Source organism: Synechocystis sp. FACHB-908 (genome assembly GCF_014698595.1).
Lineage (GTDB): Bacteria > Cyanobacteriota > Cyanobacteriia > Cyanobacteriales > Microcystaceae > Synechocystis.
The window spans coordinates 27,511-39,345 of sequence record NZ_JACJTH010000036.1; the positions used below are offsets into that span (position 1 = coordinate 27,511).

The following is an 11,835-nucleotide window of genomic DNA, read 5'->3' on the forward strand; positions in this document are numbered from 1 at the left end:
TGGCCTATGACAATTAGCACCACAGATACTTCCCTAATTATTTGGCCGGCCATGGGTTGTGGCACCTGGGCTTGGGGTAACAAATTGCTCTGGGGTTACCAGCCTGCTATGAATGGAGAACTGGAACGGGTGTTTAGGGAATGTGTGGCGGCGGGAATAACTTTTTTTGACACTGGAGATTCCTATGGCACCGGCCGACTCCAAGGACAAAGTGAAAAACTGTTGGGGCAATTTTCCCAAGCCTATGAAGGACTAAATCAAGACAAAATTTGCCTGGCCACCAAATTAGCTCCCTACCCGTGGCGACTCACTCCCCAAGCTATGGTTGGGGCCGGCATGGCTTCCCAGCAACGACTACAGCGACCAATTGATCTCGTCCAACTCCATTGGTCCACGGCCAACTATGCTCCCTGGCAAGAACAACCTTTGCTCAAGGGTTTAGTCCAACTTTGCCAACGGGGCCACGCTAAGGCTTTAGGTTTATCCAACTTCGGTCCCAAGCGTCTGCAAAAGGCCTATGACTTTTGTCAGAATGAGGGAGTTAGCATTGTCAGTCTGCAGGTGCAATATTCCTTGCTTTCCACCGATCCCGTCAGCAAATTAGGCTTGAAGGAACTCTGTGAGCAATTGGGCATCAAATTAATTGCCTATAGTCCCCTGACCCTGGGGCTGTTGACCGGTAAATATGGTCCCCAAGGACCTTTTCCTCCAGGTATCCGTGGCCTATTGTTCCGGCGACTATTACCCAAAATTCAGCCTCTTTTGGATACTCTCCAGGCGATCGCCAGGGAGCGGGAAAAAACCATGGCCCAGGTAGCCTTGAACTGGTGTATATGCCAGGGGACTATGCCCATTCCAGGGGCAAAAAACTGCCAACAGGTACAGGACAATCTGGGAGCGCTGGGTTGGCAACTGGATCGGGGGGAGATGGACGAGTTGAACAATCAGGCAGCGGCCTTACCCCAAACCATGGTGCAAAACATTTTCCAAAGTCGTTAGTTTGCCAAAGGATTAACTGGGTTTATAAATACTAATCAAAGCGCTAGACTTTATTGACCCAAATCTTCGGGAAAGGGCCCTGGTCGCACTGCCATCATTTGTGGTTTTTGTCCACGCTTAACGGCGATCGCCAAAGGTTCCCCAATTTGACTCACTTCCACCCGTTCTTGAACGTCAGTGGCGGTTTTAACCCCCATGCCCCCCACTTCGAGAATGATGTCCCCTGGGGCCAACCCTGCCTGGGCCGCCGGGGAACCTGGACTGACTTGAATAATTAAAACCCCTGTGTCCGCTGTCACCCCTGCCGGTAACTCCCCACTAGTCCGCAATTGTTTAGTCATTTCCGGGGTCAGGGTAACCATGTGGATGCCAAGGTAGGGATGCTCCATTTTGCCCTTGGTAAACAGATTTTCCGCTACATTTTGGGCCGTTTGAATAGGAATGGCAAATCCCAATCCCTGGGCATCGGCTCGGATGGCTGTGTTGACTCCAATCACTTCCCCTTTGGCATTGAGCAGGGGGCCACCGGAATTGCCTGGATTGATGGCGGCATCGGTTTGGATAAAGCGCACCCGTTTATCTGGCACCCCCACCTCGGAACTAGAGCGGCCCAGGGCACTGATAATGCCAACGGTAACGGTGTTATCTAAACCCAAAGGATTACCAATAGCGATGGCCCATTCTCCAGGCTGCAGGCGATCGGATTGGCCAATTTCCACCACAGGCAAATTTTCCGCTTCAACTTTCACTACGGCCACATCGGTCATCGTATCAATTCCCATCACCTTACCTTCGAGGACGGAGCCATCTTTAAGGGTGACCTTAACTGTGCTGGCCCCTTCCACCACATGGGCATTGGTTAAAACTTCGCCGTCAGAACTCAAAATAAAACCCGAGCCAGTGCCCTGTTCCCTTGGGTCGGGGTTAGGGGGCATTTCCTCACCAAAAAAGCGACGGAAAAAGGGTTGGTCTCCCATGGGGCCGCCCTGGGAAACAGCAGTCCTTTCCGAATCAATTCTGACCACTGCGGGGCCAATTTTTTGCACAGCCCGGGCGATGAAATTTAGCTCCTGATCATCCTGGGCAGAGCGAGGCAGAGTTAGGGGGAGGGCACTGCGGTAATTGCTCTCCACCGGGGCAGGAGTCAGACTTTGGGGACTGGTGTTGACAGGGGAGTCGGGGGAGGAATGGTTTTGGCCTGAAGACAAAAGATAACCCCCCCCAGCGGCACCGATCGCCCCACCGAAAAGGAGTAAAAGCACGGCCACGCCTAAATGTGATGCCTTCAGATGGATTGCCATGGAGAATTGTTAATAGTCAGTGTTTTAACTTTAACAAACTGGAGCTGGGGAAATTGTCGCCAAAGGACGAAAACTCTTTCCCCTTCAACCCAGCTAAATGGCAGCGCAAAACTCTATTCCCAAAAGGGATTACTCTGGCCGTGGGTGCAGACCATATTTTGATTATTAGCTAAGTTATTCATCCAGCTTGTCATCTCTGCTTTACCGCCTTCCCCTTCTAGCCAAAAGACAGTGATTAAGCCCATGGTGGCGTTAGTTTCACAAGAAAAAGTGGCATCCCCTGGATCAACGGAGGGAATATTTTGTTCGCATGCCCAAGTCTGGTCTGGGTTAACGGTTTCCTGCCAACCTTTCAGCTCCTTAACTTCTACAGCAACACTTTTACTACCGTTTTTACATATCCAAGTGATCAACTGGTCGGGTTGGTCGGTGATGTCATCTACATCGGGGGTATCCAAAGCCTCTTGCACGGTGGGTATGTCATCCCCTGGAGCTACCTGGGCTGAAGTGGTTAATCCATAGCCCCCTGTGGCCATCAACACCGACACGGATAGGGCAATTCCCCGCAGTAAAGATTTCATCACAACTTACCCTCTGGAAAAAGTGATTCAAGATATTCAAGACACATTGACCATAGCATTTTTCCCTAAAAAGCTGGGGCAAAAGGGTGCTATTTCTGCAACTGGACTGGCCCTAGGACTAAGTAGTTTTAACTAGTCTTTTTCTCTGCTTTGATCCAGGCAGTTAAGGTGGGGACAACGGCGGCGATCGCCAGATTTTGCACACTTTTATCGGCCCGCTTGACCACTTCTAGCTGTCCTTGTTTGAGGGATTTGCCGGTGACAACCCGATAAGGAATGCCAATAAGTTCAGAGTCTTTAAATTTGACCCCGGCCCGTTCGTTGCGGTCATCCAGCAGCACATCTACCTCGGCGGCCTGGAATTCTGTGTAAATTTGCTCGGCCACCTGCATTTGTTCTTCGTCCCCCACATTGGGTACCACAATGACTACTTCGTAGGGGGCGATCGCCGTGGGCCAAATAATGCCGTCTTTATCGTAACTCTGCTCAACGGCGGCCTGGGCTAAGCGGGACACGCCAATGCCGTAACAGCCCATCACCAAAGGTTTTTCTTCCCCCTGTTCGTTGGTGAAGGTAGCTCCCATGGCTTGGGAATATTTGGTGCCCAATTGGAAAATATGCCCCACTTCGATACCCCGGGCAGTTTTCAGTTCCCCTGTGGGGTCATGGACCGGGCGATCACCAGCCAGAGCTTTACGCACATCCACCACCAATTTAGGCAGGGTAAAGTCGGTGCTCCAGTTGGCTCCAGTAACATGGTAATCAACTGCATCAGCGCCGGTGGCAAAGTTGGTCAAATCCACCGCGGTTTGATCTACCAGCCGGAGAAATTTGTCTGCTACTTGTTTATTTGTGGCAATGTAATCATCACTAATGCCGGGGGAAATATAACCCAAAGGTAACGGTTTTGCCGCCCATTTTTGCTGTTCTTTTTCATCGGGAACAGTCAAACTTAAAATATTAGTGCTTTCATAATGGGGAGCTAGTTTGGTCAACTCGTTGGTTAATTTAACTTCATTAACTTCTTGATCACCCCGGATACTTACCAACACTAAAACCGCTTTGCCGGAATTGTACACCGCTTGATATAAAACGTTTTTCACCACATTGCTGGCATCACAGTCTAAGCATTGGCACATCTTGGCGATCGTGGCGGTATTGGGGGCTGACTGTTTTTTATAACCACTAAAAGGGGAAGGTTTAGCATCGGGGGCAAGGGACACTGCTTTTTCCACATTGGCGGAATATAAACCATCTTCGGTGTAGAGAATTTCATCTTCCCCGGCATCGGCCAGCACCATAAACTCCTGGGAACCGGAACCACCGATCGCCCCGGAATCCGCATCCACCGGCCGGAAATCTAGACCACAGCGGCTAAAAATATTTCTGTAGGCCTGGTCCATGGCCCCGTAGGTTGCCTTTAAACTAGCTTCGTCACTGTGGAAAGAATAGGCATCTTTCATAATGAACTCCCGCCCCCGCATAAGCCCAAAACGGGGACGAATTTCATCCCGGAATTTGGTCTGAATTTGGTATAAATTCACCGGCAATTGACGATAGGAACGGATCATTTCCTTGGCGATCGCCGTGATTACTTCTTCATGGGTGGGGCCCAAACCAAGTTCCCGTTCTAGTCGATCCCGGAGGGCAAACATAATTCCTTCGGACTCTGTGTAGGTATCCCACCGTCCTGACATTTTCCACAATTCCGACGGCTGTAGCTGGGGCAATAGGCACTCCTGGGCCCCGGTGCGATTCATTTCTTCCTGGACAATGCGCTTCACTTTTTCTAGCACCCGCCATATCAGAGGTAAGTAGGCGTATAGACCACTGCCCAAACGACGGATAAAACCGGCCCGCACCAGAAGTTTATGACTGGGGATTTCCGCATCCGCTGGATCGTCTCTGAGGGTGACAAAGAGCATCTGGGACAGTCGCATAATGAGCCTAGGTAAATGACGCACTGACCCATTATCCCACACCAGTTAAATTGTGTTGAATGACTGCGCCGAGAATCCCTTAATTCAGCTAAAATCGGAGTGCCACTTGAATCCGGGGATGTATTTGCTCTGTATTTTCCCCAGTATTTTGCTCCCGCTCCCCTATGATAATTTTTCTCGTCTAGTTATCACTTTCCCCAGCTCTCTGCCATGGATTTTCTCGCCTCCGAGTCCTCAGCCCCCGTCAATGCCGGCGTTCATGTCAATGTGATGGAAACGTTGGTCTATGAAGAGATTGATAAACAACTGCGTTTTTACCCCAAAAACTTGAGAAATTATCTCAATTTAACCGAGGTGGCAACCTACGCCCTCAATCGTTTACCGCCCCTCTATGCCTCCAGTGTGAAGGGAGTGGAAGAACAACGTCGGGTGGCGGCCCGCCAGTATCGCAGTGAGTTGACTTCCGCCGTTCGTCGGGCGATCGCCGCAGTGGAGAGGGACCCTTTACGAAGCTCTGAACCCATCGTTTCGGAAATTGAGGTGAATTATCGGGGAGCAGAAAATACCCTGGGACAAATTCAGGAATTGCTCAAACGCTACAACTTGTTGGAACCAGTTAACAAAGAAGTTACCTGGGACAATTGTTTACCTTTACTAAGGCAAGCCTTTTTGAAATTGACCGCTGTCCAATCCCCTACTCCTCCCGCCATTAATGAACGGCGATCGATGCCTTTGCCGCCCCCGCCCCCCATTAGAACTCCGGCCATGGATAACCGCCAGATTGACCCCAAAAATACCCTTTGGTAATTGGTTAATTGGATTTATGGAGCCTTGGCCAGGATTTACTCTGGGTATATTTCCAAAGATGACCGACAAAATTAATTCTCAAACATAATTTGATTGCCCCGCAAAGCAATAATTCTGATCTTTAACGGTCCGACCACCGATGTATCCTCAGCGGCGATCGCCCGGACTTCATTGGGGGGATTATCGGCCTGACGGCGCAGTTGTTCGATAAAATCAATCAAAGTTTTAATGCGCCCATCCTCCACTTGTATCGGGCCCAAAATACCTTCCCGACGGGCACGGAATTGGGCGGCAGCCAGGAGATAATCAATCCGTTTTTGGACATCAACTTCGCTAAAGTCGGAGGATTCGAGGGAAATGGTGGCAATGGTTTCCGCTTCTCGAAAAACTTGGCGGTTGGGCACCACGTCAAAAAAGACCCGAATTTCCCTTTCTTCCTGCACATAATTCCCCGCTGATAGCACCCGAATAACATATTCCTGGCCTGGTTGGAGTTGGCTTGTAATACTATCCACCTGGGCGGTGGTCACCCGGACAATGGGTTCATCGGGCACGGGCATATTGGGGGTTTTAACCAGTTGTAGAGCAGTGCGATTAGCCTGGCGCAACAATTGATCCACGGCACCAGTGACAGCTTCGCTACTTACCACCCTTAGACCACCAAAGGCCAATAACTGACCCCGCAGAATGGCAATTTGTTGCCCCCGCAGCTCTTGGTAATCTTGATAATAGCGTTCGAGTTCTTCCACTTCCCTCTGCAGGAAACTTAGTTCTGTTTCTAGCCCCTGTAACTTTTCTTCCCGGGCCTGGATGTCATTATCTTTAGCGGCGATCGCCTGGTCGAGTTGATCAATTTTGGTGTCCCGTTGATTAATTTCAGCTTGTAACTGTTGGCGCTGGGCCTCCAAAGAAGCAAACCTTTTCTCCAAAGATTGCACCTGTTCCCGCTGACGGGCAAGGACTTTTTCCTGTTGGGCAATGCGTTCCTGACGCTTGGATAATTCTTGATCCCTCAGTTTTACCTGACTCTGAAGTTCTGAAGATTCCGCTAATAGTGAGTCCTTTTGTTCGTTCAATTGAGCCCTTTCCGCTGAAAGGTTAGCCACCTCCTGGCGCAAATTACGGGATTGTTCCGATACCCGGCGCAATAACTGCAAAGCTTTGGTATAGTTTCGATTCAGCTCCCGACTGCGCTCCTGCACCAATTGTTGCTCTTCGCGTACAGCCGTAAGTTCCGATTCAATTTCTTCTTTCGCTTGGCTAGCCTGTTCCAATTCTGTTTTGGCCACCCGCAACTGCGCCAAAATATCATCTAGTTGAAACACCCCCTCTCGTAAGGATTTACTAAAAGTAAACAAAATCCCCAGGGTGGAAGCGGAAATCAGAGTGCCAGTAATCACCGTCAACAATACCGCCGTCTGTCGGGGTCGCAGTTTAAACAGACGTAGGCGAGCTTTGCCCACCTTACTGCCCAAATGATCCCCCAGCGCAGCAATGATTCCGCCCAAAACTAGGACAGAAAGAACCAGAATATAGGCACTGGTCATAGAGGGTGGTTAGGTAAACTGTTGACTGAGAGCAACGGGGTTATGGACGGTAATTTTCTTTTTCGTGATGGAGATCATATTACCCTCCCGCAGATCTCCTAGGAGCCTAGTCACCGTTACCCTGGTGGAACCAATGGCTTCGGCGATCGCCTGATGGGATAACTTGAGGTCAATGCGAATGCCGTCCGGGGCAGGTACACCAAAATCTCGACAGAGAATCAGCAAAAAACTAACCAAACGAGAACCCATATCCCGGTGGGCTAGGGTTTCAATCATCATTTCCGTCTGGAGAATGCGGGAAGAAAGCCCCTGTAACATCAACAATGACAGGTCGGGATGCTCCTTGAGAGCCTGTTCCACCTGTTCAATGGGGGCAGACAGTAACTCCACCGGGGTAAAAGCCACTGCGTGGTAAAAACGGTCAGAACGTTGCCCGGTAACTAATGATAACACCCCAAAAACACTGTTCTCCCTCAACAGAGCGACGGTAATTTCTTCCCCGGCTTCGTAAACCCTAGATAACTTAACAGCCCCCTTGAGCAAAAAATAAACCCGTTCCGCCGGATCCCCAGGAAAAAAAATTGTTTTACTCCGATCAAACGTTTCCACCACCGGGGGCATCAACTCACTGCCTAAGCGTCGAAACACTGCCGCTAGGGGACGATCTTGGGTTAGGGACTGATCCATGCACGTTCACGGTAATGGGGGCATCAAGGGAAGTGCAAAACCCCATTCTGTATCAAGATTATACACAACGGATTACATGCGCTCCACACTGCCAAAGAAAATTGGTTCCACCCGAATGGCAACGATCGCCGAGGGTCGCACCACCATGTACTCGCCCTGAATATTTCTGATAGGCACACTGATAAATTCCTGGGAATCGTGCTTGGGCACAACTTCGTTGCTATACCATTTTTGGAAATCTTGAATGGTCATGAAACGGACTTCCTCTCGATGGCCATTGGCCAAAAACAGATGGATGGCAAATTCGTCGGCTTTTTGCATGGTCAGGGTCCCTAATGATTTCGTTTAGATTATCCTCCATCCCGTGGACAGAGCAACGGTGACAAAAGGTCCAGCCTAGGTTGGCTCCATTAAATTTTAGGTAACAAAAGGTAATGGAGAAAAAAATAACTTTACGTTGGGGGCAATGGCAACAAAATTGCCTAGAATTAGCTCAGGTTTCTTGCCCACTGCTCCAGTCCAGCAACTTGGTTGATCCCCCCCCTTTAATTAATCTCGATATAGCTTCCATGGTCACTTTTCCCTTAAACCTCCGTCGTTGGCTGCAGTCCGTTTGTTTGGGAGCCCTCACGGCGATCGCCGTTCAATTGCCGGGCAAAACTGCGGAAAATATCTTTTTCACCTACGGGCCAATCAAGTTGACGGTGCGGGTGGAATCCCTAGAAAGATTTGTGCAGGATGGCACTGTGGATTCCAATCTCAGCTTTTTATTTAATCTGGTGGGAGCTTCCGAAGAAAAATTAGCAAAATTAAGGGAAATTATGGGGCTCCGGGCAGAGGTGGACCCCGTTGTGCTGAGTAACTTTTTTAACACCAGCCTGGGGGAAGATTCCCTGGCTAGGGCAGCGGTGATTCTCAATGCCCCCTGGGGAGCTAACTCCAAATATGGTATTCGGGCCGCAATTGTGCAGGCAGCCGAGGATCCAGAAGGGGGACTAAGCCTCATCAATTTCATCAAAAAGTATCCCACCGATATCCATTTCCAAGGGGAAGTGGTGGAAGAACGGGCCCGGGCGGTGGAACTGCTAGTTAAAGCTTCCGAACACTTCATTGATAAGATGATTGCCCTCTCGGAAATTGAGGCGGCTTCAGAAGGGGATATCAACTTTAGTGCTTTACCAGATCCCACTGAAATGGGCCCCTACGGTGTGGCCCCCAAAGAAACCTGGTGGTTAAACGACCAAAGTCGTAACCGTCGTTTTTACGTGGATGTTTACCGCCCCCAACGCTGGAAAGAAGGCAAAACACCAGTTTTAGTTTTTTCCCATGGTTTGGCTTCCCGTCCGGAAGATTTCGACAATGCGGCGGAGAAAATGGCCTCCTATGGTTTTGTGGTGGCTTTGCCCCAGCATCCCGGCAGTGACATTCTCCAGGCCCAAGCTTTACTCAATCGCACTTCTCGCCAGGGTTACTATCCCACCGAGTTTATTGACCGGCCCAAGGATATTAGCTACGTCATTGATGAGTTGGAACGTCGCAATGCCAGTGAGTTCGGCGATCGCCTTAACTTGACCCAGGTAGGGGTGGGGGGCCACTCCTTTGGGGGTTATGGCGCGTTAGCTGTGGCCGGGGCCACCATTGACTGGGATTTTTTGAAATCGGAATGTCGCATTGGCCAAGGAGTCCCCAACACGGCCCTGTTATTGCAATGCGATGCCCTAACCCTGCCCCGGTCCGATTATGACTTCCGAGACCCCCGGGTAGTGGCAGTGCTGGCGGCCAATCCTGTTAACAGTGCGATCTTTGGCGTATCGGGACTGCATAAGGTTACGGTCCCAGTTCTATTGCTTGGGGGCAGTTATGATCCAGCCACTCCTTTTGTGTTGGAACAGGCCCGTTCTTTCCCTCGCTTGGCCAGTCGTGATAAGTATCTAACTTTGATGGAAGGGCAAGCCCACGTAGATTTCTCCAAAATTGATGCCAATATCAAAAACGTGGTCGAGTCAGTGGAAGCAGTCAGTTTGAAATTGCCTGATCCAAACCTACTCCACACCTATGGTTCTGCTGTCATGGTGCCCTTTTTCCAGTTGTATGTAGCTGGGGACGAAAGTTTCCGCCCCCTAGTGGAGAACGGAGCCGCCCATGCCGCCTATTTGAGTCGGGATCAAGAATTCAAGTTTTATCTAATTAGCCAAAAATCCGAGGGAGCTTTAATTAAGGACATTGAGGAGTTCCGCCGCACCAACGGTCTGACTCCTCCTCCCAATGAGTTTCCCCCCCAAACCATTTCCGATAATTTTTAATGTGAACTAGCCATGAAAATCACTCTAAATCTTAACGATGATTTTTTCCAAGCAGCAATGAATCTTAGTCCAGATATGACCTTAAAACTGCTATTGAGCATGCTTTACAAGCGTACCTAGAACAATAAAAATTACTGAAAATCATCAATATATTTGGGACAATAGAATAAGGTCTTGATTATGACTATAAACAACAGGGAACTGTCCAATGGAAGTCATCGTAGATACCAGGATTTGGTCGTTGGCACTGCTAGGACGACAATCCAATTTAAATCAAGATATTACAGCCCAACTTCAGGCTCTCATTCAGAATGGTCAAACTTTAATCAATACTACTGATTATCAATGTTTGTTAAATCGTAAAGTAGAGTTATGGCCGCAAATCCTTAAATCCTTAGAAAGCTTAATCTACCTAGGGACTACGGATAATTTCCCCCTCTAAAGAGTAATTCCACCGTTGTCGGCAAGGGGTTTTGCTCTGTGTTGCCGTGGCTGTGCCTGTACTTTGTCATTAGAATCAGGATTAAACTCCGTTGGCCCATCCCGGCCCTGAATGGCAGGGTTTTCCCGTGTCATACTTTTCGGTAATAATCAGAAATTTAGGTGGTGTGAAAAAATCATGGCTGTATCCCTTAAGCAAGCCCTAGTAGTAGGCAGCTACATTGTTGGTCAGCGGCTCCAGGGCAAAAAGCGGTTCCCCCTAGTGCTGATGCTAGAACCCCTATTCCGCTGTAACCTGGCCTGCCAAGGCTGTGGAAAAATTCAACATCCCACGGAAATTCTCAAGCAAAATCTCTCCCCAGAAGATTGCTTTCGGGCAGTGGAGGAATGCGGTGCCCCGGTGGTATCCATTCCCGGTGGTGAACCTCTGCTCCATCCTCAAATTGATGAAATTGTCCGGGGCTTGGTGGCCCGCCGGAAATTCATTTATCTTTGCACCAACGCAATTTTGTTGGAAAAAAGCCTCGACAAATTCCAGCCTTCCCCTTATCTGACTTTCAGCGTCCATCTCGATGGCCCCAGGGAACACCACGATAAATGTGTCGATCGCCAAGGGGTATTTGATAAAGCTGTTGCAGCCATTAAAGCAGCTAAGGCCAAAGGATTCCGGGTTACCACCAACACCACCGTGTTTGAAGGGGCCAACGTGGCAAAAATGCAGGCATTTTTTGACTATCTGCAAACCCTGGGCATTGACGGCATGATGATCTCCCCAGGCTATAGCTACGAGTGGGCACCGGATCAAGACCATTTCCTCAAACGGGATCAGACCAAAGCCCTGTTCCGAGAACTACTAGCTCCCTGGAATAAAGGTAAAAAAGCCTGGAATTTTAACCACAATCCCCTCTTTTTAGACTTTCTCATGGGGGAAAAGGATTACGATTGCACCCCCTGGGGTAGCCCTAGCTACAGCGTGCTCGGTTGGCAAAAACCCTGCTACCTACTCAACGAAGGTTATTACCAAAGTTTCCAAGAACTACTGGAAGAAACAAGATGGGAAAATTACGGTCCCAAAAGCAACAATCCCCAATGCCAGGATTGCATGGTCCACTGTGGCTATGAACCCACCGCGGCCCTCGATGCCCTCCACCCGGCCAATATGGGTCGGGCCATGGGCAGTTTAATCAGCGCCTAGGGAGTAATGCCATCGCCAGAAGCCCAAAGATCCC

10 protein-coding genes are annotated in these 11,835 nt (G+C 49.6%); 4 read left to right on the forward strand and 6 right to left on the reverse strand.

Translation table 11 applies throughout. From position 1 onward, the window contains the following. Positions 1-6: 6 nt before the first annotated feature. Positions 7-999, forward strand: a complete 993-nt coding sequence (locus H6G46_RS13295; protein WP_010872630.1) for an aldo/keto reductase — start codon at positions 7-9, stop codon at positions 997-999. Between the two features lie 50 nt (positions 1,000-1,049). On the opposite strand, the gene H6G46_RS13300 is transcribed toward H6G46_RS13295, so the two are convergent. From H6G46_RS13300 to proS, 3 genes are all read right to left on the reverse strand, one after another. Beyond that, the gene (locus tag H6G46_RS13300; protein WP_010872631.1) at positions 1,050-2,300 is read right to left on the reverse strand and encodes an HhoA/HhoB/HtrA family serine endopeptidase; all 1,251 of its coding nucleotides are present in this window, start codon (positions 2,298-2,300) and stop codon (positions 1,050-1,052) included. A 113-nt stretch (positions 2,301-2,413) separates the two neighbouring features. Then, a complete protein-coding gene (locus H6G46_RS13305) occupies positions 2,414-2,881 on the reverse strand; it encodes a hypothetical protein (RefSeq protein WP_020861748.1) in 468 nt (155 codons plus the stop codon). A 128-nt stretch (positions 2,882-3,009) separates the two neighbouring features. Further along, complete coding sequence (proS, locus tag H6G46_RS13310; RefSeq protein ID WP_010872633.1) at positions 3,010-4,821, reverse strand: proline--tRNA ligase; 1,812 nt, start codon at positions 4,819-4,821, stop codon at positions 3,010-3,012. 210 nt (positions 4,822-5,031) lie between these two features. On the opposite strand from proS, the gene H6G46_RS13315 reads away from it, so the two are divergent. Continuing rightward, complete coding sequence (locus H6G46_RS13315; protein ID WP_010872634.1) at positions 5,032-5,628, forward strand: late competence development ComFB family protein; 597 nt, start codon at positions 5,032-5,034, stop codon at positions 5,626-5,628. 71 nt (positions 5,629-5,699) lie between these two features. Here H6G46_RS13315 and H6G46_RS13320 read toward each other — a convergent pair whose 3' ends face one another. From H6G46_RS13320 to H6G46_RS13330, 3 genes are all read right to left on the reverse strand, one after another. Then, positions 5,700-7,175 carry a DUF3084 domain-containing protein gene (locus tag H6G46_RS13320; RefSeq protein ID WP_010872635.1) on the reverse strand — a complete coding sequence of 492 codons (1,476 nt, stop codon included), beginning with the start codon at positions 7,173-7,175 and terminating at the stop codon, positions 5,700-5,702. 9 nt (positions 7,176-7,184) lie between these two features. Continuing rightward, on the reverse strand, positions 7,185-7,862 hold the full coding sequence (gene ntcA, locus H6G46_RS13325; RefSeq protein WP_010872636.1) for a global nitrogen regulator NtcA: 678 nt from the start codon (positions 7,860-7,862) through the stop codon (positions 7,185-7,187). 72 nt (positions 7,863-7,934) lie between these two features. Then, the gene (locus H6G46_RS13330) at positions 7,935-8,183 is read right to left on the reverse strand and encodes a hypothetical protein (RefSeq protein ID WP_010872637.1); all 249 of its coding nucleotides are present in this window, start codon (positions 8,181-8,183) and stop codon (positions 7,935-7,937) included. Positions 8,184-8,431: 248 nt separating this feature from the next. Between H6G46_RS13330 and H6G46_RS13335 the strand changes: the two genes are divergently transcribed. Both H6G46_RS13335 and hpnH read left to right on the forward strand, forming a co-directional pair. Next, positions 8,432-10,165, forward strand: a complete 1,734-nt coding sequence (locus H6G46_RS13335; RefSeq protein ID WP_232503171.1) for an alpha/beta hydrolase — start codon at positions 8,432-8,434, stop codon at positions 10,163-10,165. Positions 10,166-10,718: 553 nt separating this feature from the next. Further along, complete coding sequence (hpnH, locus tag H6G46_RS13340; RefSeq protein WP_010872639.1) at positions 10,719-11,801, forward strand: adenosyl-hopene transferase HpnH; 1,083 nt, start codon at positions 10,719-10,721, stop codon at positions 11,799-11,801. Positions 11,802-11,835: the final 34 nt, after the last annotated feature.